Annotated in this window: 21 protein-coding genes; 12 read left to right on the top strand and 9 right to left on the bottom strand. The window is 64.4% G+C overall.

Annotation, left to right across the window (positions count from 1 at the left end):
• Positions 1 to 379: 379 nt before the first annotated feature.
• The gene (locus ACVWY5_RS29440; RefSeq protein WP_028334878.1) at positions 380 to 1,600 is read left to right on the top strand and encodes an FAD-dependent oxidoreductase; all 1,221 of its coding nucleotides are present in this window, start codon (positions 380 to 382) and stop codon (positions 1,598 to 1,600) included.
• 24 nt (positions 1,601 to 1,624) lie between these two features.
• Here ACVWY5_RS29440 and ACVWY5_RS29435 read toward each other — a convergent pair whose 3' ends face one another.
• Complete coding sequence (locus ACVWY5_RS29435) at positions 1,625 to 2,755, bottom strand: GNAT family N-acetyltransferase (RefSeq protein ID WP_028334879.1); 1,131 nt, start codon at positions 2,753 to 2,755, stop codon at positions 1,625 to 1,627.
• A gap of 463 nt (positions 2,756 to 3,218) precedes the next feature.
• Here ACVWY5_RS29435 and ACVWY5_RS29430 point away from each other — a divergent pair, with 463 nt between their 5' ends.
• From ACVWY5_RS29430 to ACVWY5_RS29420, 3 genes are all read left to right on the top strand, one after another.
• The gene (locus tag ACVWY5_RS29430; protein ID WP_051376191.1) at positions 3,219 to 4,073 is read left to right on the top strand and encodes a WecB/TagA/CpsF family glycosyltransferase; all 855 of its coding nucleotides are present in this window, start codon (positions 3,219 to 3,221) and stop codon (positions 4,071 to 4,073) included.
• A 75-nt stretch (positions 4,074 to 4,148) separates the two neighbouring features.
• Complete coding sequence (locus ACVWY5_RS29425) at positions 4,149 to 5,438, top strand: O-antigen ligase family protein (protein WP_028334881.1); 1,290 nt, start codon at positions 4,149 to 4,151, stop codon at positions 5,436 to 5,438.
• Positions 5,435 to 6,460, top strand: a complete 1,026-nt coding sequence (locus ACVWY5_RS29420) for a cellulase family glycosylhydrolase (protein WP_028334882.1) — start codon at positions 5,435 to 5,437, stop codon at positions 6,458 to 6,460. Before ACVWY5_RS29425 ends, ACVWY5_RS29420 begins: the two co-directional genes overlap by 4 nt.
• A gap of 27 nt (positions 6,461 to 6,487) precedes the next feature.
• Here the strand turns inward: ACVWY5_RS29420 and ACVWY5_RS29415 are convergent, their stop codons facing one another.
• A complete protein-coding gene (locus ACVWY5_RS29415; protein WP_028334883.1) occupies positions 6,488 to 7,699 on the bottom strand; it encodes an amidohydrolase family protein in 1,212 nt (403 codons plus the stop codon).
• Positions 7,700 to 7,817: 118 nt separating this feature from the next.
• On the opposite strand from ACVWY5_RS29415, the gene ACVWY5_RS29410 reads away from it, so the two are divergent.
• The gene (locus ACVWY5_RS29410) at positions 7,818 to 9,107 is read left to right on the top strand and encodes an MFS transporter (RefSeq protein WP_028334884.1); all 1,290 of its coding nucleotides are present in this window, start codon (positions 7,818 to 7,820) and stop codon (positions 9,105 to 9,107) included.
• 118 nt (positions 9,108 to 9,225) lie between these two features.
• On the opposite strand, the gene ACVWY5_RS29405 is transcribed toward ACVWY5_RS29410, so the two are convergent.
• The 5 genes from ACVWY5_RS29405 to clpB all read right to left on the bottom strand — a co-directional run bounded on the left by ACVWY5_RS29405 (position 9,226) and on the right by clpB (position 14,484).
• Positions 9,226 to 9,462, bottom strand: coding sequence for a hypothetical protein (locus ACVWY5_RS29405; protein ID WP_456671727.1), 237 nt, complete (start codon positions 9,460 to 9,462; stop codon positions 9,226 to 9,228).
• 37 nt (positions 9,463 to 9,499) lie between these two features.
• Positions 9,500 to 10,315 (bottom strand): family 1 encapsulin nanocompartment shell protein, encoded by an 816-nt coding sequence (locus tag ACVWY5_RS29400; RefSeq protein WP_028334886.1) that lies wholly within the window; start codon positions 10,313 to 10,315, stop codon positions 9,500 to 9,502.
• Positions 10,308 to 11,369 carry a Dyp-type peroxidase gene (locus ACVWY5_RS29395; RefSeq protein ID WP_028334887.1) on the bottom strand — a complete coding sequence of 354 codons (1,062 nt, stop codon included), beginning with the start codon at positions 11,367 to 11,369 and terminating at the stop codon, positions 10,308 to 10,310. Before ACVWY5_RS29395 ends, ACVWY5_RS29400 begins: the two co-directional genes overlap by 8 nt.
• A 147-nt stretch (positions 11,370 to 11,516) precedes the next feature.
• A complete protein-coding gene (locus tag ACVWY5_RS29390; RefSeq protein ID WP_028334888.1) occupies positions 11,517 to 11,771 on the bottom strand; it encodes a DUF2171 domain-containing protein in 255 nt (84 codons plus the stop codon).
• A 100-nt stretch (positions 11,772 to 11,871) separates the two neighbouring features.
• A complete protein-coding gene (gene clpB, locus ACVWY5_RS29385) occupies positions 11,872 to 14,484 on the bottom strand; it encodes an ATP-dependent chaperone ClpB (RefSeq protein ID WP_028334889.1) in 2,613 nt (870 codons plus the stop codon).
• A 668-nt stretch (positions 14,485 to 15,152) separates the two neighbouring features.
• Here clpB and ACVWY5_RS29380 point away from each other — a divergent pair.
• The 5 genes from ACVWY5_RS29380 to ACVWY5_RS29360 all read left to right on the top strand — a co-directional run bounded on the left by ACVWY5_RS29380 (position 15,153) and on the right by ACVWY5_RS29360 (position 18,380).
• Positions 15,153 to 16,535 carry a YXWGXW repeat-containing protein gene (locus tag ACVWY5_RS29380; RefSeq protein ID WP_080667118.1) on the top strand — a complete coding sequence of 461 codons (1,383 nt, stop codon included), beginning with the start codon at positions 15,153 to 15,155 and terminating at the stop codon, positions 16,533 to 16,535.
• Between the two features lie 83 nt (positions 16,536 to 16,618).
• The gene (locus ACVWY5_RS29375; RefSeq protein WP_028334890.1) at positions 16,619 to 16,801 is read left to right on the top strand and encodes a hypothetical protein; all 183 of its coding nucleotides are present in this window, start codon (positions 16,619 to 16,621) and stop codon (positions 16,799 to 16,801) included.
• A gap of 125 nt (positions 16,802 to 16,926) precedes the next feature.
• The gene (locus tag ACVWY5_RS29370; RefSeq protein WP_028334891.1) at positions 16,927 to 17,829 is read left to right on the top strand and encodes a J domain-containing protein; all 903 of its coding nucleotides are present in this window, start codon (positions 16,927 to 16,929) and stop codon (positions 17,827 to 17,829) included.
• Positions 17,826 to 18,104 carry a chaperone modulator CbpM gene (locus ACVWY5_RS29365; protein WP_028334892.1) on the top strand — a complete coding sequence of 93 codons (279 nt, stop codon included), beginning with the start codon at positions 17,826 to 17,828 and terminating at the stop codon, positions 18,102 to 18,104. Before ACVWY5_RS29370 ends, ACVWY5_RS29365 begins: the two co-directional genes overlap by 4 nt.
• Positions 18,105 to 18,155: 51 nt before the next feature.
• Positions 18,156 to 18,380, top strand: coding sequence for a hypothetical protein (locus ACVWY5_RS29360; RefSeq protein ID WP_016843345.1), 225 nt, complete (start codon positions 18,156 to 18,158; stop codon positions 18,378 to 18,380).
• Positions 18,381 to 18,466: 86 nt separating this feature from the next.
• Here ACVWY5_RS29360 and ACVWY5_RS29355 read toward each other — a convergent pair whose 3' ends face one another.
• Complete coding sequence (locus ACVWY5_RS29355) at positions 18,467 to 18,700, bottom strand: hypothetical protein (protein ID WP_028334893.1); 234 nt, start codon at positions 18,698 to 18,700, stop codon at positions 18,467 to 18,469.
• A gap of 61 nt (positions 18,701 to 18,761) precedes the next feature.
• Positions 18,762 to 20,483, bottom strand: coding sequence for a YbaL family putative K(+) efflux transporter (ybaL, locus tag ACVWY5_RS29350; protein ID WP_028334894.1), 1,722 nt, complete (start codon positions 20,481 to 20,483; stop codon positions 18,762 to 18,764).
• 114 nt (positions 20,484 to 20,597) lie between these two features.
• Here ybaL and ACVWY5_RS29345 point away from each other — a divergent pair, with 114 nt between their 5' ends.
• The gene (locus tag ACVWY5_RS29345; protein WP_028334895.1) at positions 20,598 to 21,263 is read left to right on the top strand and encodes an HAD family hydrolase; all 666 of its coding nucleotides are present in this window, start codon (positions 20,598 to 20,600) and stop codon (positions 21,261 to 21,263) included.
• 9 nt (positions 21,264 to 21,272) lie between these two features.
• Positions 21,273 to 22,226: a sugar-binding transcriptional regulator gene (locus ACVWY5_RS29340; RefSeq protein ID WP_028334896.1), complete on the top strand. Its 954-nt coding sequence runs from the start codon at positions 21,273 to 21,275 to the stop codon at positions 22,224 to 22,226.
• Positions 22,227 to 22,762 lie beyond the last annotated feature (536 nt).

Genomic DNA, 22,762 nt, shown 5'->3' with positions numbered 1-22,762 from the left:
GGCGCGGAGTTTGCCGAATGAGACTGCGCTTGCGCGTCAACGCCATCTGTCGCTGCTCGATGGCCTGGCAATCGCCTCGCCGTCCCGCTGCGCAGCCTGCAAAGGTTCAGTTTCATGGCTGACCGTCGTGCAAGCCATGTGCCGAGAGACCACTGATCGTGGTCCGGACGTTTTCATTAACCTCAATTCTGGAACTCGCCGTGCTCGATCGGCAAGGCGACACCGCAGGCAAGGAAATTGCAGTTCTGCGGCCAACCAGAGCTTTTCCCGTTCCGATCGAATCGGAACGGCGCTCTAGATTCTTGTTTTGACGCGTTTTCTTCACGCGAACCGGTATCCACTTCGCTCGAAAACGCTCTAGCCGTCGGAGCGGACAAACATGATTGCCGAGAAAAATGCGACCAAGCCGATCGTGGCCTGCGAGACCGAGGTCATCGAAGCGGACGTCGCAATTGTCGGAGCCGGTCTGGCAGGGTCGCTTGCAAGGGCTGTGCTCGCCCGAGCCGGATACCGCGTCGTCCTGATCGACAAGCGATCGATCCCGCCGGACGAATTCCGGGTCGAAAAGATCGCCGGACGGCAGATCGATATCCTGCGCCGCCTCGGCTTCATCGACGACGTCGAGGCCATTGCCGCGCCCTATGACCGGGTGCTCAACATCAGGAGCGGCAAGCTGGTCGATATCGGCGTCGGCCGGTCCTACGGGATTTCCTATGCCAACCTCGTCAACATGGCACGCGGCCTGACGCCCGATGCGTCGAGCTTGCTGCTCGACCAGGTGACCAATGTCAGCTGCAGCGAGGAACGTCAGCAATTGACGCTGGCCTCCGGCAAGCGGGTCGTCTCGCGCCTGGTCGTTCTGGCGACCGGCATGGCGAACGTGCTCGGCCACAGTCTCGGAATGCGTCGGCAGATGCTTGCTGCGCGCCACTCTGTCTCGTTCGGCTTCACGATCGCACGGCCGGACAACGCGCCGTTCGATTTCGATGCGCTGACCTGCTATGGCGAGGAGGCGGCTGACGGCGTCGACTATCTCAGCCTGTTTCCGATGTCGGGCGGCATGCGGGCGAACCTGTTCATGTTCCGCGATCCGACCGATCCGATCATGCGCGAGCTGCGCCGCGACACCAGACGGACGCTGCTTCGCCTGATGCCGGGATTGCAGCCCTATCTCGGCGATTTCGAGGTGGTCGGCCAGGTGCAGAACTGGGTCATGGATCTGACCGTGACCGAGGGGCATCTGCAGCCCGGCGTCGTGTTGATCGGCGACGCGTTTCAGACCAATTGTCCCGCAGCCGGAACCGGCGTGGGCCGCCTGCTGGTGGATGTCGAACGTCTTTGCACGGACTATGTGCCGCGCTGGCTGGAGACCGCCGGTATGGGCGTGGACAAGATTGCGCAGTTCTATTCCGATCGGGACAAGCTCGCCGCCGATCACCACTCGCTGCAACTGGCGAACTTCCGCCAGGCCTTGACGTCGAACACCGATGTGCGCTGGAACTTGCGGCGGAAGCTGCACTTCCTGCGCCGCACGATCACGCACCGGGTGGACCGGATTCGTCCGGGATGGGTGATGCGCGTCCGCAGCGCGCTCCGCTGACCGGGCTGCCAGCGCCGGGCGGCGCTAGCGCGTGCCGGTCGAGGTGCGGACCGGCCTGAAATCGGTCACACGCTTGGCGGCCTGCTTGATCCAGGGCGCCTGCTTCAAGGCAAACAGCGCGAGCGAGCCGGCGGCGCTCCCGGCCTGTGTCACGGCCGACATCGGCGTCGGCTGACCGCCGAACTGCATCTTGTAGGGTTCGTCACCGATGGTGAAGTCCAGCACCCGGCCGCCGCGCTCGATGCAATCCCTGGCGACGCTCTCGAATGTCAGCGCGCCGATCGATTGGCTCTTGTACCCCTCGACATCGAACGCCGTCATGACGACAAGGACGCTGTCACGGTGAACCAGCCCGAGGGCCGCCGCGATGACGTTGCCGTCCATCTTCATGGCGTAGAGCCGGGCAAACGAGCCCATGCCGCGAAGCGCCACGCTCGAGTAGAAATCGAAATACTCCGGTCGCTGCAACAGGTCGCCATCACCCTGTTCGTGAAACCGCGGACCGCGAAACTTTCTCATCGTCTCCATGGCTTCATCGATCGAAGCGCTATCGTCGCAGCTTGAGAAGGTGAGCGTGCCCTTCCTGTGGATCTGGCGCCATTTCTTTGCCAGCTCCTTCTGGTACGACTTTCCCATTGCATTGACCTGCCATTGCTCGAACGGCGCGACCAGGACCGTCGCGTAAGCATTGGTATCCATCAGGCTGCGATGGGGCGCTCCGAGCAGATTCTCGATCGGCATCCTCGCATCGAGCAGCTTGGGTATGCGCAGCAGATCGAATGGCCGCAGCAGCTGTCGAAGCCTTTCGCAGGCACGCTGGTCTTGCAGTAGGTCGGTGAAGGTCGCGATGCTGCACACCGGCGACAGATAGTCGGACACGCGGAGATCGGCGAATTCGATGGTGCGCATCGGGCCGCGCCGCACGCGCAGCATCGGCAGTACGGCCGCAAGCGACTTGTTCGCACGATGGCGGATGGCGACGACCAGCGGCTTGGCCGACGCGGCGGGAGCGAGCTTGCGATAAAGGCTGTCCAGCCATAGCGGATGCTGGAAGGCGGTCGCGTCCGAGCCTTCAAATAACTTCACGTACTCTTCAGACAGGAAGTCGAATGCGTCGTCGATGCTGACATCGAACGCGTCATCATTCTTATTCATGTGAGACCAAACAAAACGACAGTTTCAAAGCGCCGATTGTATCCGGCACGCCGCCCTTATAGCAAAGGTCGATCGGCTCGGGCAGCGGCAGAATACGATTTGTATTAATGCAATGCGTCGACCTTTGCACATTGTTGCTGGGTCGAGCCATTGGCTTCATCGCATCGACTGCGATCGACTGTCATCTCAACGTGGCCGCGTCCGAGGGATCGGCATCGTTAACAATCCCTTAAGGATGCGTTCAATCGCGCCGTGGTGAGATATCGCACCCGGTCTGGACCGGATATTGCAGTTAAGGGCTCGCAAGTCCTGGAGTCCCGCCGAAATGCTGAGTCACAGCCAAAAAACCCGCGCTTCCTACGCAATTTCGTCCCCGCAGGCCGACCGCAAGCCGCCTCGGCGTCTCAATTCGGACATGGCTGCTCCGCCTGTCCGGATTTGCGACACGTCGCGGGCCGAGCAAATGTCCTCGGCGCCGGCGCAGATCGGATCTTTGCCGCACGGCGCGCGGGAGCGGCGTATCAATCCTGTCGGCAGGGCTGCGACTGCCGGTGTCCCCCGGGCGACCATCGGTGGGCTGCGGCTCGCCGTGCTCGATCGGGAGCAGACCGCCGAGTTCATGGTCGAGGCTGTGCATCCGAACCGGCGCGCCAATCGTCCGCTGTATCTGACCTCCGCCAACGGCGAGGTGCTGTCGCGCTGCTCGACCGAGCCGATGACGGACCGGCTGTTCCGTACCGCCGACCTGATCAACGCCGACGGGCAACCGCTGGTCATGGTGTCCAAGCTACGGTCGCCGAATCCGCTTCCCGAGCGCGTCGCGACCACGGATCTGTTTCACGACGTCGCGCGCAAGGCGGAAGAGCTCGGGCTGACTTTCTACCTGTTCGGCGCCAACGAAGCCGAGAACAAGGCTGCCATCGCCAATGTCCGCCGGGCCTATCCGGCACTCAAGATCGTCGGCCATTCGCACGGCTATCTGCGCGGCGACGCGCTGCGGGCCAAAGTCGACGAGATCAACGCCCTGGCGCCTGATTTTCTCTGGGTCGCGCTCGGCGTGCCCTATGAGCAGGCTTTCGTCGACCAATTCATGCCTCGGCTCGGCAATGTCGGCGTCATCAAGACCTCGGGCGGGCTCTTCAACTTCCTGTCCGGTTCTCGGCCGCGTGCGCCGAGATGGATGCAGATCGTCGGCCTCGAGTGGGCCTGGCGCCTGTGGCTCGAGCCGCGGCGGCTGTTCTGGCGCTACCTGACGACCAACCCGCACGCGCTCTATCTGCTCTTCAACCGGACCCGATCTCCGTCAATGAAAGACTGACGCCTCTAACGAGTGCAATGTGCTGCTCCGATCCACCGGAGCAGCAAGCTCATTCCATGAGCGGAGTACAACCGGATGGACGGACGTGCGATCGACAGTTCGATCTGGCAGGCACCCGGCGTCGGGGCGGAAAATTTCGCCAGGACCGTCGTCGGTTGGTCGATCACCATCAATGTGATCATGTCGATGGGGACCTTCCACGCCGCGCTGCTTCCGACCGAATTGACCCTGGTGCAGCAGGCCGTCGCCCTGCTGATGTGGGGCGTCCTGATCTACGCAAGCCTGTTCATCCGTCCCTGCCTGCGGCTGGCCCCCAATCTCGACACGCTCGTGATCGTCGCGTTCTATGCGTTCGCCACTGTTTCCGTGCTGTGGACCAACCTCGGCGTGGCGGCCCTGATGAAGGCCGCGGCGCTCGCAATCACGACGCTTGGCGCGTTTTGCATGATCACCCGCGTCGATATCGACGACATCGTGACATCGGCCACCCGCGGCCTGTTCGTGCTGATCGCGGCCTCTGCGCTCTGCGCGGTGATCCTCCCGGACATCGGGGTCGATCAGACCTGGATGCACAAGGGACAGTGGCAGGGCGTCTTCGAGTCGAAGCAAACCCTGGGCTTCGCCGGGGCCTATCTCATGTTCTTTGCCTGTTATCGAAAGATAACCGGGCAGGGATGGCTGCCATTCCTCGTGACGTTCATGCTGGCCTCCACCTGCGTCATGCTCTCGGAGTCGCGCGGCGCCGGCACCCTGTCGCTGGTTGCCTGCGCGCTGCTGCTCACCTCCCTGTGGTCGGTCCGGTGCATGCAGGTCTACGCGATCCTGCCATGTGTCATGTGCGTCGCGGCAGCGCTATTGATCCTGTATTTCTATACGACCGGATACGATTCGATTCATGCCTTCGACACGACGATCGACTTCACCGAGCGAACCTTCATCTGGCAGTACGCCATCAGCCACTTCGATGACGCGCCGCTGCTCGGATTTGGCATCAACGGATTCTGGACCAATCCGGCGATCTACGATTATTTCAATCAGAACCACGGCTGGGTGCTCGACAATTATCACAACGGCTATATCGCCATTCTCGTCGAGACCGGATTCCTGGGTTATTTCCTGTTCACGGCGAGCGTCTTCCTGTTTTCCTACAAGGTGCTCTGCCTGATCGCAGGGCGGGCGATCGACCGTCTGCACTGCGCGTTGATCATCGGGTTCGTCTTCCTCAACTGCCAGACCAATTTCACCGAGACGGTCTTCCTTCGCTCGACGATGTTCACGTCGGTGCTGCTGATCGCATTCTTCCTCGCCATTTGCCGGCCGGTGCCGTCGTCGCGCGTAGAGCCGCGCGAATTGGAGCAGCCATGATCGCGTTCCGATCGCTTCTGCAAAGAGCCTTCGTCATGCTGGCGGCGGCGGCACTTGCACTCCCGCTGATCGCGCCGGCGAAGGCGGCGGGGCAGGGGGTATCGCCGGTCGCCGTGGCATTGGGGCGCGGAATCAATATTCTCGGCTATGACGGCATCTGGGAAGGCTACCAGAATGCGCCGTTCCGCCTGGAAAACCTCGCCGCGATTCGCAAGGCCGGCTTTTCCCATGTCCGGATCAATTTCTTCGGCTTCAGGCATATGGACTCCGGCAACATCCTCGATGATGCCGTCCTGCGGCGCCTCGATGCCGTGATCGAGCAGGTGCTGGCCAGCAGGCTGGTTCCGATCCTCGATGAGCACGACACCGAGCTCTGCCAACGCGACGTGGCCGAATGCGGCGTGAAGCTCAAGGCATTCTGGCGCCAGATCGCATCGCGCTATGCGGGGAAATACCCGGCGCTGGTGTTCGATATCCTGAACGAGCCCGGTGGCAACATGACCTCGGCCGAATGGAATGCGCTGCTCGGCGATTGCCTTGCCATCATCCGGGATGCGAATCCGAAGCGCAACGTCGTGGTCGCGATCCTGAACACCGAGGAGCTGCCGATCGATCAGCTGGTGCTGCCGGCCGGCGACCGAAACCTCATCGTCACATTCCACTATTACCTGCCGCTGCGATTCACCCACCAGGGCGCGCCATGGTCGCCGACCTTCTCGAAGATCGGTCCGTTGAGCTGGGGCTCCGCGGAAGACTTGGCCACGGCCTCGGCCGATTTCGACAAGATCCGATCCTGGTCCGAGAAGGAGCAGCGCCCGATCTATCTTGGCGAGTTCGGCGTCTATGAGCGCGCGCCGGCGGAGAGCCGCGCGAAGTATCTGTCGTTCATGGCGAGACGCGCGGAACGCAATGGCTGGGCGTGGGCTTACTGGCAGTTCGACCACGATTTTGCGGCGTTCGACGGCGCCCGGCAACGCTGGAAGGCGGATATCCTCCGCGCGATCATCCCTCCGGTCCGCTAAGCCCTTCGATTGGACGCAGCGTCCGCTTCAGGATCGGCCGGCGGCCTTGACGACGCGGTTGTCCCGCGCGGTGAGCACGCCACCCTTGTAAACTGAACGCCCGGACGGCCGCGCCACCACGGCCTCCTGGATATGCACGGCGTTCAGTGTCACGAAATCGGCCTTGGCCCCCACATGCAGGCCGTAGTCCTCGAGCCTGAGCGCCTTGGCGCCGGCCGCGGTGATCATGTCGAACGCGATCGCGAGCTCCTCATCGGTGTAGAAGCCCGAGCGGTATCCGATCATCATGGCGCGGCCTAGCATGTCGCCGTCGCCATAGGGCCACCAGGAGTCGCGGATGTTGTCGTTGCCGCTGAACACCGTGACGCCGGCCTTCCTCAACAGGGCGACCGGCGGGAACGGCCGGCTGCCCGGCGCATTCGTCATAATTGCCACGCCCGAACGCGCCAGACTGTCGGCGGTCTTCTTCAGCGCATCGGCGGGAATGTCGCCGAGCCCGTAAGCGTGGCTGACGGCGACGCGGCCCGCCATGCCGAGCGCACGCGTGCGCGCCGCGATCTGCTCGACCTCGAAGGCACCGAGCATGCCGCCGTCATGAAGGTGGATATCGACATCGACGCCGTGCTTTTGCGCGACGCCAAAGACGACGTCGAGATGGCCCTCGATATCCCGGTCGAAGCTTGCCGGATCGAGCCCGCCGACGGCGTTGGCGCCGAGCTTGATCGCCTCGTCGAGCAGTTGCGGCGTGCCGGGACTGGTGAGGATGCCGTTCTGGGGAAACGCCACGAGCTGGATATCGATCAAGTCGCTGTATTCCTCGCGAACCCCGAGGATGGTCTCCAGCGACTTCAGCCCAACGGAACCGTCGACCATGACGTGACTGCGCATCTGCGTCGTGCCATGGCCGATGCAGAGGTCGAGCTGGTTCCGCGCGCGCACGTCCATCGGCGCGGCGCCGGCAAGGTTCTCGGCCTGAAACGCCACCCGCTCATGGACGTCGAATCCGTCGGTGCAGGGACGGTGCGGCCGCCATGTATCGCCGTAAAAACTGGTGTCGAGATGGATGTGGCCTTCGACGAAGCCGGGCACGACCAGCGCATTGCCGAGATCGACGATCTCGACCCCGCTGGGGCGTTCGCCGTTCGCCTCGATCGCAACGATGCGGCCGCCACGGACCAGCATATCGCGGCTGGCGTCGTCACCGAACCTGGCGTTGATGAAGAGTTTGTCGGCTGGCATCGGATCTGTTCCTCTGGTCGCTTGCGTCGCATGCAGATCGCGCGGCTCTCCATGCCTTGCCTAACATGGTCGGAGGAATAATACTCCGCTCGCACAAGCAGACAAGGAACCGAGAGCGTTGCCGGAGATTGCAAGCAGGGAAGAGTTCGATGTCAAGCGCGCAGCCTTTGCCGCGACCATCGGCAACATGCTGGAGTTCTACGACTTCATCACCTACAGCTTCTTTGCGACCGAGATCGGCCGCACCTTCTTCCCCGCGCACAGCGAATACGGCAGCCTCATGCTGTCGCTTGCGACCTTCGGCGCCGGTTTCCTGACGCGGCCGATCGGCGGCATCGTGCTCGGCATTTTCTCCGACCGCGTTGGGCGGCGGCCGGCGATGCTGATGAGTTTCGCGCTGATGGGCGGTGCGATCCTGACTATCGCGCTGACGCCATCCTATGCCGCCATCGGCATTGTGGCGCCGATCATCGTGATCCTGGCGCGGATGGTGCAAGGGTTCGCGCTGGGCGGCGAGGTCGGGCCGACCACGGCCTATCTGATCGAGATCGCTTCACCGAGGAACCGCGGCCTCGTGGTCGCCTGGCAGCCCGCCAGCCAGGAGATCGCGGCGACGGTCGGCGCGCTTGTCGGTGTCATCCTGAGCAGCGCGATGGCACCCGACATGCTGCAGGCCTATGGATGGCGCATCGCGTTCCTGCTCGGGGCCGTGTGTCTGCCGTTCGGCATCTGGATGCGCCGCACGCTGCCGGAAACGGTCTCGCACGGCGAGCACGTCGCCGGGCAGGTCGAACGCTCGAGCCATGTGGCGCTGGCGCGGCGGCATCTTCGCGTCATCGTGCTGGCGGTGATGATCCTGGCCAGCGGCACGATCTCGACCTATGTGACGCAATACATGACGACCTACGCCAAGAATACGCTGCATGTGTCGCCGTCGCGGGCGTTCACGGTATCGCTGGTCAGCAACGGACTGCAGATCATCGGCGCGGTGCTGGGCGGCTGGCTTGCCGACCGGCTCGGACGCAAGCCGATCATGATCTGGCCGCAGCTGGTCGTGCTGGTGCTGACCTATCCGGCCTTCCTGTGGATCGTCCAGGACCCCGGCGCGTGGTCGCTGCTGTTCGGCTTCGGCATCCTGTCATTCATCGGATCGCTGCCGTTCACGGCGTTCTATGCCGCCTTCACCGAAGCGCTGCCGCAGAGCATTCGCGGCGGCGTGTTCGCCACGATCTACGCGGTCGCCATCGCGACGTTCGGCGGCACCGCGCAACTCGTGGTCACGTGGCTGCTGCACGTGTCAGGGGATCCGCTGGCGCCGTCCTGGTATCTCCTGCTCGCGGCGGCGGTCGGCATCGTGGCCATGAGCCTGATGCCCGAGACCGCCCCGGTGAAGCTCGGCGAGAAATAGAGCGTTTTCGAGCGAAGTGGATACCGGTTCGCGTGAAGAAAACGCGTCCAACAAAAATCTTGAGCTCCCCTTCCGATTCAATCGGAACGGATGAGGCTCAAGGCGCCGGCAGACGCGCTCAATCCATGTCGCGAAAGGCGTGGCCGTTGGCCTCGATTTCCTTCACGAGCTGCGGCGGCAGATTGGCCTGCGCCGAGGTGCCGTCGAACACCCAGTCCTTGGCATCGGCAAGGTCGGGAAGGCCGGCGCCCTTGCGGACATAAAGACCGACCGATGTCTTCTTCGGATTGATGTAGAGATCGTAGTCCCATTGCGCGCCTCCTCTCCGTTGCAGTTCAACGGAAGCTCCGGCCATGGCCGGAGACTTCCCGGATGAGTCAACGCCGGTAAGACTAGGCGGGTTTCTTCGCCTCCGGCGCAAGCACCACTGACGCCTCGCTCGTCAGCATCAGGAAGGTGATGGTCTCCTGGAAATACAGCTGAACCGATTTCGCCGAGTGGCTGAGATAGCCGATCGAAAGGTCCTGGCCGATCGAGAGCTGGAAATCGCCGCCGCGGGTGGTCAGCAGGACGCCGCCCTCGATCGCCGGCGCCCAGATGATCTTGCCGTCGATCAGGCGCTGGATGTGCTGCAGCACCGGATAGCCGTCGTCGGTCGCCCCGCCGATCGCGGTATAGGGCTCGGTGCCGAGCAGCAGCGTATAGGGACCGTTGACGCCGGCAAGCCGCAGCTGGCTGACCGCCTGCGCGACCACGGCGGGATAGTTCTTGACGCTCGACGGCAGCGTCAGCACCGGGTTGCTGGTGCCCTGACGGATACCCTCAATGCCGGCGGCCGCGTAGCCGTCGAACACCGCGCGATCCTCGGCGAAGGCAATCTTGCGCGCGGCATCCTTGAGCGGATCCCAGTCGGAATCATTCGCGCCGCGCTCGACATCGTCGATCGCCTGGCGCGAGAGCTCGAACGGCACGCGCAGCTCGACCAGCGCGCGGACGTCGCGCTGCGTCGCCTCGACGCCGTCGCCCGGCGCCGCGATCTTTTTGAGATGACCGGTGCCGACCGCGGAGAAATCCGTTCCCTTCGGACCGTCGACGTCGACGACACGGCGCGCCGCCAGATGGCGCTTCAACGTGCGCGAGGCCTCCTCTTCGATCTGGGCCCATGCCGCGTCCGAGATAGGGGCGAGTCCCCGATGAAGATTATTCATGTCCAGCCTCTCCTTTCAGTGAGCCGATCCCGAGCGAGCCGTCGGCCGGCGGTATTCCTGGTGCAGGTGCGTTGTCGGCCCCGGCGTCGTCCAGCGACGGCTCGGCGGGCGAAGGTGCCGGCGCCTGGCTCGCGACATCCTCCAGGAAAGTCGCCGACGGGACGAAGAACAGCATGCCGGTGACGGCGCGGCTGAAGTCGAGCAGGCGGTCGTAATTGCCCGGCGGCTTGCCGACGAACATGTTCTCGAGCATCCGCTCGATCCGGTGCGGGGACTTGGCATAGCCGATGAAATAGGTCCCGAACTCGCCCTTGCTGATATTGCCGAACGGCATGTTGTCGCGGACGATATCGAGCTCCTCGCCATTCTCGACGATCGTGGTCAGCGAGTTGTGCGCGTAGCTCGGCTTCACCGCATCGTCGAGCTCGATGTCGGACAGTTTGGTTCGGCCGATGATCTTTTCCTGCATCTCGACCGGCAGCTCGTTCCACTTCTTCAGGTCGTGCAGGTATTTTTGCACGATCACATAGCTGCCGCCGGCGAACGCCGCGTCCTCCTCGCCGATAATGGTGGCGTCGGTGGCCGCCTGGTCCTCCGGATTCTCCGTGCCGTCGACGAAGCCGAGCAGGTCGCGTTCGTCGAAATATTTGAAGCCGTGCACCTCGTCGGAGGTCGCAACCGCATCGCCGAGCCGCGTCATGATCTGGGTCGCCAGCTCGAAGCACAGATCCATCGGCACGGCGCGGATGTGAAACAGCAGGTCGCCCGGCGTTGCGACGGCGTGGTGGATGCCGTTGATCTCGCGGAACGGATGCAGGCCTTTCGGCTTCGCCGCACCGAACAGCCGGTCCCATGCGTCGGAGCCGATGCCCATGACGCATGACAGCCGGCCCTCGAGATCGCGGAAGCCCACGGCACGCAGGAGCGCGCCCAGGTCGGCGCACAGCGACCGCACCACCGCATCATATTCCGGATTGGGCTTGAGCGTGACCGCAAGGAAGATGGCCGCGCGCGTCAGCTTCGCAGCGACCGGTTGCGGAACGGCTGATGGCACGCATGTCTCCTTGACTAAACGGCACTTCCACGAGGACAAAAGGCAGGCGCTGGACGCCGGATCGGCGTCCAGACAGCGGCAGAGGAGCATGCCAGTGGAACCTTTACAAGGGCTCGAATGGCTCACGCTCTTGCAGAGGTACCTGCCTCAATCGACGGGCTTGCCGGACTTCTCTTCCTCGAGGGTCACCGCAATCGCGGCGTTGGCCGAGAGCCGAACCTTGGAGCCTTCGACACCCGCCACGAAGCCGAGCTCGATGAAGTGGTGATGGCCCTTGTGGAAGCCGTCGCTGTCGCTTTTCTTGAGCTTGATGCGGTTGCCCTCGACGTGATCGACGGTGCCGACATGCACGCCATCGGCGCCGATGACCTCCATGTTGTCCTTGATCTTGTGCTGCGTCATGGCGCTCTCCTGGTTGCAGGTCAGCTGGTATATTCGGCTTGCATATGATGCGCCCAGACGACGCGGCGATGACAGCGCGTCGTGGGCAATCCGGCCTGTCTCACACCGGTTCGAATTCGTCCGCCGCTGCGTTCTCCGGCTTCTTGCCGTTGAAGGTGAGGCCGGCCCTGGTGGCCGAGAGTTTTACCTCTGAGCCGTCGCGCACGTCGCCGGAAAGGATCATCTCCGCCAGCGGATCCTGCACGCTGCGCTGGATCACCCGCTTCAGCGGGCGGGCGCCGTAAGCCGGGTCCCAGCCTTTCTCCGCCAGCCAGTCGCGCGCCTTCGGGTCGAGCTCCAGCTCGATCTTGCGATCCTCGAGCAGCTTGCGCAGCCGCGAGAACTGGATCTCGACGATGCGGCCCATGTCGCTCTTCTGCAGCCGATGAAACAGGATGATCTCGTCGATCCGGTTGAGGAATTCCGGGCGGAAGTGCGCCCGTACCATGTTCATCACCTGCTCGCGCACCGCGCCCGTGCTCTGGCCTTCCGGCTGGTTGACAAGATACTCGGCGCCGATGTTCGAGGTCATGATAATCAGCGTGTTGCGAAAATCGACGGTGCGGCCCTGGCCGTCGGTCAGGCGGCCGTCGTCGAGCACCTGCAGCAGCACATTGAAGACGTCGGGATGCGCCTTCTCGATCTCGTCGAACAGCACCACTTGATAAGGCCGCCGCCGCACCGCTTCGGTCAGGGCACCGCCCTCGTCATAGCCGACATAGCCGGGCGGCGCGCCGATCAGCCGCGAGACCGAGTGCTTCTCCATGTATTCGGACATGTCGAGGCGGATCATCGCGGTCTCGTCGTCGAACAGATATTCGGCAAGCGCTTTCGCGAGCTCGGTCTTGCCGACGCCGGTGGGACCTAAGAACATGAACGAGCCGATCGGCCGGTTGGGATCCTGCAGGCCCGCGCGGGCACGGCGCACCGCGGTCGACACCGCGCGCACCGCCTCGGCCTGGCCGACGACGCGCTTGCCGAGCATCTCCTCCATGCGCAGCAGCTTGTCCTTCTCGCCTTCCAGCATCTTGTCGACCGGAACGCCGGTCCAGCGCGACACCACCTGCGCGATATTGTCGGCAGTCACGGTCTCGCTGGCGGACGAGGTCTCGCTGGCCTCGACCGCCGCGAGCTTCTTCTCGAGCTCGGGAATGCGGCCATAGGCCAGTTCGCCCGCCTTCTGGAATTCTCCCTTGCGCTGCGCATTGGCAAGCTCGGTACGCAACTGTTCGAGCTCGCCCTTCATCTTCTGCGCATCGGAGAGCTTGCTCTTTTCCGACCGCCATTTCGACGTCATGTCCGCCGATTTCTTTTCCAGGTCGGCGAGATCCTTCTCGAGCGTCTGCAGGCGGCTCTTGGAGCCGAGATCGGTCTCCTTCTTCAGCGCTTCCTGCTCGATCTTCAGCCGGATGATCTCGCGGTCGAGCGAATCGAGTTCTTCCGGCTTCGAATCGACCTGCATCTTCAGCCGCGCCGCAGCCTCGTCCATCAGGTCGATCGCCTTGTCGGGCAGGAAACGGTCGGTGATGTAGCGGTTCGACAGCGTGGCGGCTGCGACCAGCGCTGAATCCGCGATGCGCACGCCGTGATGCTGCTCGTACTTGTCCTTCAAACCGCGTAGGATCGAGATGGTGTCCTCGACCGTCGGCTCGGAGACGAACACCGGCTGGAAGCGCCGGGCCAGCGCCGCGTCCTTCTCGACATGCTTTCGGTATTCGTCGAGCGTGGTGGCGCCGATGCAATGCAGCTCGCCGCGGGCGAGCGCGGGCTTCAGGAGGTTGGATGCGTCCATCGCACCGTCGCCCTTGCCGGCGCCGATCAGCGTGTGCATCTCGTCGATGAACAGGATGATGCCGCCCTCGGCCGAGGTCACTTCCTGCAGCACTGCCTTCAGCCGTTCCTCGAACTCGCCGCGATATTTTGCGCCGGCGATCAGCGCGCCGAGATCGAGCGCGAGCAGCGCCTTGTCCTGCAGGCTTTCCGGCACGTCGCCGTTGACGATGCGCAGCGCGAGGCCCTCGACGATCGCGGTCTTGCCGACACCGGGCTCGCCGATCAGCACGGGATTGTTCTTGGTCCGCCGCGACAGCACCTGGATGGTGCGGCGGATCTCCTCGTCGCGGCCGATCACCGGGTCGAGCTTGCCGTCGCGCGCGGCCTGGGTGAGGTCGCGGGCGTATTTCTTCAGCGCGTCATAGGCATTCTCGGCCGATGCGCTGTCGGCGGTGCGGCCCTTGCGCAGCGCGTTGATGGCCGCATTCAGGTTCTGCGGATTGACGCCGCCCTTGGCGAGCAGCTTGCCGGCCTCGCTGTCCTTGTCGGCTGCGAGTGCCTGCAGCAAGCGTTCGACCGAGACAAAGCTGTCGCCGGCCTTGTCGGCGGCCTGTTCCGCCGCCGCGAAGGCGCGCGCGGTCTCGGGCGCCAGATAGATCTGTCCGGAGCCGGCGCCGCTGACCTTCGGTACCTTCGCCAGCGCCTCTTCGGTCGCCTTGAGGATCGCGCGCGAATTGCCGCCGGCGCGGTCGATCAGGCCGGCTGCGAGGCCTTCGGGATCATCGAGCAGCACTTTCAGGATGTGAAGCGTCGAGAACTGCTGATGGCCCTCGCGCATCGCGAGCGATTGTGCCGACTGAATGAAGCCGCGAACGCGATCGGTATATTTTTCAATGTTCATCGTGGCACCTCAAGGCAGCGCAGGCTCGTCGAGATCAAGTCAGCCACGCAGTCCCGCCGGCGACAGATGGCGGAACGATGACATCCATCATGCAACAGCCCCGTGCAATTGCGCCGGCGGAAAACCGCGGGCCAAAGGCTGCCGCATCTCGCATCGTGTGGTCCTTTCGGGAGAGTGTCAATCGCGGAGCGCGCTCGCTGGGATGCTGCGATTAAGCCGTTGCGAGGGTTGATGTTCGTCTTTGGCACTCATCCGCTGGCACTGCTACAGCCGCGCCGGCAAGCCGGATGCACGCGTCGCGCTGATTGCGGTTCGATGGATCGCCGGGCTCGCGAAGCGAGTGCTGGATGAGCATGGATCGCCGTGATCGTACAAAGGCCAAAGTCATGATCGTGACACGCTATCGGAATCGATCACGTCGCGATTCGCGCAGCTTGCATCGATGATGCAGAGAAGCAACGCGCGATGTTCCACTGCATCGCGCAACGTTGCATCACGGCGCACTCTGAACTGACCATGAATACCGGACGAGCGCGTTTCCTGTCGCGTCGATGCGTTTCAGGCTGGTGTAAGGTCAAGGCGCTAGCGATGAAGTGTGTCGGTGCATTGCCGACGCACGGAACTTTTGTTCCGTCTCACGTCGAACGTGCTCATCGAAGAGGCTCCCAATGACAACTCGTCTCCTTTCGACCGTGTCGTGTGCAGCGATTGCCACGGCGCTGTTCTCTGCGATTGCGGTGCCGGCAATCGCGCAGGATGCGGCATGCGCGCCGGTCTCTGCCGTCGAGACTGCGCCGCCGCCGTTGCCGACCTACGATCAGCCGCCGGTGCCTGGTCCCGGCTACATGTGGTCGCCGGGCAATTGGTCGTGGGACGAGGATCGCGGCGATTACTACTGGGTGCCGGGCACCTGGGTGCAGCCGCCGCGGGTCGGACTGCTGTGGACGCCCGGCTACTGGGGCGCATTCGGTGGCGGCTTCATTTTCCATCAGGGCTATTGGGGTGATCGCGTCGGCTTCTATGGCGGCATCAACTACGGATTCGGCTACGGCGGCGCAGGCTATGAAGGCGGCCGCTGGGATCACGGCAATTTCTTCTACAATCGCACCGTGAACAATCTGCAGGGTGCGCGGATCACCAACGTCTACGAGAAGAACGTCACGATCAATCAGACCACCGTCAACAACGTCAGCTACAATGGCGGCCGCGGCGGCATCGAGGTGCGGCCGACGCCGGCCGAGCGCGCGGTCGCCAAGGAGCAGCACTTCGCGGCGACGCCGTTGCAACGCAAGCAGGTCGAGACCGCAAGCCAGGATCCGAGCCTGTTCAAGCGGACCAACAATGGCGTGCCCGCAGTCGCCGCAACGGCGCGTCCCGGCGAATTGAAGGGACCGGGCGTGGTTCGCGCGCGGCCGGCCGGCGAGGCGGTGCCTGCCAACGCCGCACGGCCGGCGACCGGGGAGTCGGGGCACCCGGGAGCTGCAGCCGCACCCGCAACCGCACCGGCTGCTTCCCATGCGCTCCCGGTCCCGGGAAAGGAGCTTCCGGCGGCGCATCCACCCGTCGAGGCGAACAAGCCCGCGGCCGAGGAGAAGCGCGCGGCACCTGCTCCCGAGACCAAGGCCGAGCCGCATCCTGCTGCGCCGGCGTCTGCCGGATCCCATGCACTTCCGGTTCCCGAGAAGGGCGTTGCGGCGCATCCGCCCGCCGAAGTGAACAGGCCCGCGGTCGAAGAGAAGCGCGCAGCGCCTGCCGCCGAGCCGAAGCTCGAGCCGCATCCTGCAGAAGCGGCGCGGCCTGCCGTGCAGGAGAAGCGGCCCGAAGAGGTGCGCAAGGAAGAGCCGCGTCCCGAGCCTGCCGCGAAGCCCGTCGCGCGGCCCGAGCCAGCGAGGCCCGAACCGCGACCGGAGACGATGGCGCGCCCTGAGCCGCATCCGCAGCCGCAGGCCGCCCATCCCCAGCCGGTGGCACGGCCGGAGCCGCACGCCGCTCCGCATGCCGCGCCCGCGGCAGGTCATCCCGCGGAGGAGAAGCGGCAGGAGCAACACTAGGGCACGTCCGCGCTCCGCTGGCTCGTTTCGGCGGAGCGCGGTATTGTTCCGCCTGTCCAAGCGATCATCACTGGAGGTTGGTCATGGCACAGAGTCACGGTGGCGATGGACAGCTCGACGATGGCAAGCCGCGTTTGAGCGAGGACGACATGCAGCGGGCCCTCCTCGGTCCGCGGGGCGTGCCGGGCAAGCCGGATACTGCCAAGATGACGCCGCAGCAGCAAAAGAACATGCCGAACTATCTGGACCCCGGACATACATCTTAACTTGCCATGTGACGTGAGCGCATGCTGCGTCGGCCGCTTCCGGGCGGCGCGCCTGCGCACTTGCAAATCGCCTGCTTTTGCGCCCTCATGATTGCAGGTGCACTCACGGTGTTGCGGAGCAGGTTGTGAGAAATCCGTACGAGGTCCTTGGCGTTGCCCCGACGGCGTCTGCGGCCGATATCCAGAAGGCCTATCGCAAGCTGGCGAAGAAGCTGCATCCGGATCTCAATCCGGGCGACAAGGCGGCCGAAGACAAATTCAAGGAAGTCGCGGCTGCGAACGATCTGCTCTCGGATGCCGAGAAGCGCAAGCGCTTCGACGCCGGCGAGATCGATGCTGATGGCGCCGAGCGGCCGCAGCATCGCTACTACCGGGATTTCGCCACCGCCGATGCGGGGCATCCCTATGCCGACAGCTCCGGCTATGCCGACTACATGGACCAGGACGACGCCTTCGCCGAATTGCTCCGGCGCAGCGAGCAGGCGCGCGCCAACCGGCGCGGCCGCGATTTGCATTACGCTCTCGCGATCGACTTCGCGGAATCGATCACCGGTGCGAGCAAGCGGCTGACGCTTCCCGACGGCGGTACGCTCGATGTGACGATCCCGCCGGGGCTCGTCGATGGCCAGATCATTCGTCTGCGCGGCAAGGGCATGCCCGGCAGCGGCAAGGGCGGTCCCGGCGATGCGCTGATCGAGGTGGAAGTTCGCCCCGACCCGCGCTTCACCCGCGAGGGTGACGATATTACGCTGGAACTGCCGATCTCGCTGTCCGAGGCGGTGCTCGGCGGAAAAGTCCGCGTTCCGACGCCGACGGGGGCCGTGACCATGACGGTTCCGAAGGGATCGAACACCGGCACGACCATGCGGTTGCGCGGCAAGGGCGCGCCTCGCGTTGGCGGCAGCCATGGCGACGAACTCGTCAGGCTCAAGGTGGTCCTGCCCAAGGGACCCGATCCCGAGCTCGAGGCGTTTGTGTCGAATTGGGATCGAAAGGCATTCGATCCGCGCGAGGATGGTGCATCATGAACAAGCAGCAGTTCCTCATCGATGCGGGTCTGGAGGTGCAGACCCTGGAGTTCTGGATCGAGCAGCAATGGCTCGTCCCGGACGAGACCGCCAGCGAGATCAGCTTCTCCGACACCGACGTGGCGCGCGCGCATCTGATCCGCGACCTGAAGGGCGACTTCGGCGTCAACGACGAGGGCATCGACGTCATCCTTCATCTGGTCGATCAGCTGCACGGCCTGCGCCGCGCGTTCGAACAATTGCACAAGGACATGGCGTCATCACCACCGCGCTAGGCGCCTCACTTGCGACGAACCTCAGCCTTGGGATCAGCCTCGGAGACGATCATGACGGACAAGCCGACGCCGCTGGCCCATGGCGAGATCGACGTTCTTATCCTGCAGGCGCTGGTGCGCAAGCTGATCGCGAAAGGCGTGCTGACGCCGGACGACGTCCGCTCGATGCTGTTCGAGGCCGCCAAGAATCTTGACCTGGTCGGCAGCGAGCTGACGACGGAAGCCGCCAACATCATCGTGCAGGAAGATCTGGCGCCGGCATTCCTTGGCGGCTAGGGCATGATCCGGAAAAGTGGAAGCCGGTTTTCCCTCGCGACAACCGCGAAGCGTTTGCGCGGAGATCATGCTCAAATAAGGAGGCTTCAGGTCTGGCCGCCGCGGGTGGAGACCAGCCGGATCCGGGTGACCTGACCGGCATTGCCGACGAGATAGGCTTGTGCGTCACGCACCAGTCGCTCCACGGCGGCCGCGTCATAGCTCGGATGACGGGTGTTCAGATGCAGGTCGGTCTCGATCTGCATGATATTTGTCGTGTCAGTGGCGCCGATCTCGACCGAGAACGACACCAGCGAAACATGCGGGCTCTTGAAGGCCATCGCTCGATCTCCCTCATCGCGTGACGCGCGGCGCGCATCGGTACGGCGGGCGCAATCTATCTCAAGCTGCCGAATCCTGCTCGGCCGTTCGCATCGCAGCCGGACGCGCCCTGTCGAGTTCCTCGATCATGCCGCGGGCGATCTCGCGCTCGCCCATGATCACGATGTCGGCGCCAAGTGCCTTGAGATGATCGACCTCGGCGTCGGAATGCGCACGGGCGATAATCTGGATCTCGGTATTCGCGGCGCGCGCCTGTTCGACGATCTGGCCGGCCTCGAAGGCTTCGGGAATCGCGATGACCAGCGACCGCGCGGCGGCCGGATTGGTCGCGCGCAGCACGCTGGCGCGCGCGGCGTTGCCCATCAGGGCTTCGATGCCGCGCTCCTTGAGCTTGGCGACCATGTCGTCGGACGCCTCGACCGCGAGGAACGGCACGCTGCGTTGATGCAACGCATCGCCGACGATGCTGCCGACCCGGCCGTAGCCGACCAGGATGGTGTGATCCTGCAATTCGGTGACCGGGATCGGTTCAGAGGCTGCGGCGGTCGGCGAGGAAGCCTGCGGCTTCTCGAGCCGCGACGTCAGCCAGTCGACCACCGCGAACACCAGCGGGTTGAGCATGATCGAGAAGATCGCACCCGCCAGGATCAGGTCGCGGCCGGCCTTCGGCAGCAGATTGAGCGCAACGCCGAGTTCGGCCAGGATGAAGGAGAATTCGCCGATCTGGGCGAGGCTCGCCGAGATCATCAGGGCGGTTGCCATCGGATGACGGAACAGCACGACGATCAGAAGGGCGGCAATCGACTTGCCGACCACGATGACGAACAAAGTCGCTGCGAACGGCCAGGGCTCGCGAACCACGCTGAGTGGATCGAACAGCATGCCGACGGAGACGAAGAACAGCACCGCGAACGCATCGCGCAGCGGCAGGGTTTCCTGGGCCGCGCGCTGGCTGAGCGGCGATTCCCGCAGCATCATCCCGGCGAAGAAGGCGCCGAGCGCCAGCGAGACACCGAACAGCTTGGTCGCGCCGAACGCGATGCAGAGCGCGATCGCAAGCACGGTCAGCCGGAACAGCTCGCGCGAGCCGGTATGCGCAATGTAGTGCAGGACCCACGGGATCAGCCGGCGCCCGACCACCAGCATCAGCGCGATGAACACGGTGATCTTGATCAGCGTCAGCACCAGCACGCCGGTGAGCCCGAGACCGAAACGGGCGGCGAGCGGATCGGAGGTGAGCGCCGCGCCATCGCCGCCCTGCAAGCTCGCCACCGCCGGGAACAGCACCAGCGCCAGCACCATGGCGAGGTCTTCGACGATCAGCCAGCCGACCGCGATCTTGCCGCGTTCGGTGTCCATCAGACGGCGCTCCTGCAGCGCGCGCAACAGCACGACGGTACTTGCGACCGACAGCGCGAGGCCGAACACCAGACCGGCGCCGACGGTCCAGCCCATCAATAGCGCGAGGCCGAGGCCCATCAATGTGGCGACCGCAATCTGCGCAATCGCGCCGGGCACCGCGATCTTCCGCACGGACAGCAGGTCGTTGAGCGAGAAATGCAGGCCGACGCCGAACATCAGGAGAATGATACCGAGCTCCGCGAGCTCGGTTGCCAGCGCCTGATCGGCAACGAAGCCGGGTGTGAAGGGACCGACGGCCACGCCCGCGAGCAGATAACCGACCAGTGGCGGAACCCGAAAGCGCTGGGCGATGGTTCCGAAGACAAAAGCGAGGCCGAGGCCCGCGACGACGGTCGCGATCAGAGGTGTGTCATGCGGCATTTCGCCTTGTCGCACAGCATCCCTGGCGGTGCACCGCGACCATTTGAGGCGCGGCATTCCGCGCGAAAATTGTGATCTATTGCTCATAACGTGAGCATATGATCTCATGCCGGGATGGATCCGCGGCTTCCCGAGACTGATTTGGTCATCTTCGACTGCGACGGCGTGCTCGTCGACAGCGAGGAATTGAGCTGCCGCTGTCTTGCCGAGGCGATGGTCCAAACCGGCATCGAGATGAGCACCGAGCGGGCGCTCCAACTCTTCCTCGGCCGCAGCACCGCGGCCGTGGTCGACTACTGCCGGGGCGTCGGAAAGCCGTTGCCCGAGACGTTTCTGCCTGACCTGGCGCTGCAGGTCCGTGAGACCTTCCGCTCCCGGCTGAAGCCGACCGCCGGCATCGCGGCGCTGCTCAAGGAATTGCGGCTGCCATATTGTGTCGCCTCGTCGAGCGATCTCGATCGGGTGAAGTTCTCGCTGGAGCTGACCGGCCTCGCCGCCAGCTTCGGGCCGCGGCTCTACACCGCGCAGATGGTCAAGCACGGCAAGCCGGCCCCCGATCTGTTCTTGCATGCGGCAGGCGCAATGGGCGCTGCGCCGCGCCGCACGCTCGTGATCGAGGACAGCGTCAGCGGCGTGATGGCCGCGAAGGCGGCGGGCATGAAAGTGTGGGGATTTGTCGGCGGCGCCCACTATCGGTTGGCGGATGGCAGTGCTCTGCTGCGGCAGGCCGGGGCCGATCGAATCTTCGCCGCGATGACGGATTTCTGGATGGAAGGCTGACGCAAGACGATGGCTGCGCCCGACAACGAAAAGTCTCGTCTCGACGATGCGGCGCGCGCCGGCTGGCTGTATTTCATCGCGGGCCACACCCAGGATGAGATTGCGAAAATGCTGCAGGTGTCGCGCGCCTCGGCGCAGCGCCTGGTGTCGCTGTGCCTGGCGGAGCGGCTGATCACGTTTCGCCTCGAACATCCCATTGCGGCCTGCATGGAGCTGGCTTCCCGGCTGAAGGCGCGGTTCGATCTGGTGCATTGCGACGTCGTGCCGACCGATCCGGCGGCACTGCTGTCCAATGCAGGGATCGCCGAACGCAGCGCCAACCTGCTGGAGACGACGCTGCGCTCGGAGACGCCCGTGATCGTGGCGCTCGGCACCGGCCGTGCGGTGCGCGCCGCAGTCGAGCGGGTCTCGCCGATCGAGCGGCCCGATCACCAGATCGTCTCGCTGGTCGGCAACATCTCCGCCGACGGCTCGGCGAGCTTCTACGACACAGTGGGACGGCTCGCCGACCGCACCGGCGCGCGCCATTACCCGATGCCGCTGCCGTTCCTGATGTCGAGCGAGGACGAGCGCAATCGCATGGTCCGCATCGACCCGATCGCGCGGGTGAGGGCGGTCGCCGCCAAGGCCGATCTGCGGCTGATCGGCATCGGCCAGATGGATCAGAAGGCCCAGGTCCATGTCGACGGCTTCGTCACCCGCGAGGAGCTGCTGGAGATGATGCGGCTCGGCGCGGTCGGCGAGGTGACCGGCTGGGCCTATGACGCCAAGGGCCGCCTGATCAAGGGCGGCACCAACAAGCGGTTGACGAGCATTCCGCCGCAGATCCCCGCGGAAGCGACCACGATCGCGGCAGCCGTCGGCGCCGCCAAGGTGCCGTCGATCAAGGCCGCATTGGCGGGCCGGGTGGTCAATGGCCTCATCACCGATGAGGCCACCGCCCGCGCGGTGCTGGATCGCTAGGCGCCACGGATCGGGCTTCACCTCGCCCCGCCTGCGGCAGGGCAATCGCATTTGGAATGAACCGATTCTTCCGCGCCGTCATGGCCGGGCTTGTCCCGGCCATGACGTCTTTTCTTTGCGTGGAAACGAAGACGTGGATGCCCGGGACAAGCCCGGGCATGACGAGTTTGTGGGAACTCCGATTGCCTCAAACGGCCGTATGCGATTGCCCTACCGCCTGCGGGGAGAGGTCGGAACGCATCGTCAGATGCGTTCCGGGTGAGGGGGAGGCTCCACGCATTCCCGTGGGTCCGTATGCGCGGAGAGAGCCCCTCACCCCAACCCTCTCCCCGTAAGAACAGGGCGAGGGAGTGCAGTCCCGTCGTGGTTGCAGTTCGACTTCTCAGGCGCTTAGCCGCTCTTTTCGCCTCCGCAAGCAGCTCCATTCCAGCGTGCAGCGGAACCCGCTATCGCGCGGGACGGCGCTCCCTCGCGCTTGACAAAGTTTGGTGACGGGATGAACATACGCTCAACACGTGGGCATATGCTCAACGTGA

The organism is Bradyrhizobium sp. USDA 3256, assembly GCF_054058275.1.
The sequence above is the reverse complement of the archived record's forward strand: the minus strand, read 5'-3'. Positions and strand labels throughout refer to the sequence as shown.